This is a genomic window from Burkholderia sp. SIMBA_051 (genome assembly GCF_046534915.1).
Classification (GTDB): Bacteria; Pseudomonadota; Gammaproteobacteria; order Burkholderiales; family Burkholderiaceae; genus Burkholderia; species Burkholderia ambifaria.
In genome coordinates this window covers 1-572 of the sequence record NZ_JAWRXS010000043.1, presented here as the reverse complement: position 1 = coordinate 572, position 572 = coordinate 1, and the positions used below count along the sequence as shown (strand labels likewise).

Below are 572 nucleotides of genomic sequence, written 5' to 3'. Positions count from 1 at the left end.
CGACTGTCGATGAGACAGACTCGTTATAGGGTCAAGCGAACAAGTGCATGTGGTGGATGCCTTGGCGATCACAGGCGATGAAGGACGCGGTAGCCTGCGAAAAGCTACGGGGAGCTGGCAAACGAGCTTTGATCCGTAGATGTCCGAATGGGGAAACCCACTCCTTTTGGAGTATCCATGGCTGAATACATAGGCCATGCGAAGCGAACGCGGTGAACTGAAACATCTAAGTAACCGCAGGAAAAGAAATCAACCGAGATTCCCAAAGTAGTGGCGAGCGAAATGGGATGAGCCTTGTACTCTTTATTTGTATTGTTAGCCGAACGCTCTGGAAAGTGCGGCCATAGCAGGTGATAGCCCTGTAGGCGAAAACAGTATGAAAGAACTAAGTGTACGACAAGTAGGGCGGGACACGTGAAATCCTGTCTGAAGATGGGGGGACCATCCTCCAAGGCTAAATACTCGTGATCGACCGATAGTGAACCAGTACCGTGAGGGAAAGGCGAAAAGAACCCCGGGAGGGGAGTGAAATAGATCCTGAAACCGCATGCATACAAACAGTCGGAGCCTCG

At 51.0% G+C, this 572-nt stretch carries 1 rRNA gene; it reads left to right on the top strand.

The window, feature by feature from the left end:
- Positions 1-29 precede the first annotated feature (29 nt).
- Positions 30-572: ribosomal RNA gene (locus tag SB771_RS33445) — 23S ribosomal RNA — on the top strand; the annotation flags it as partial.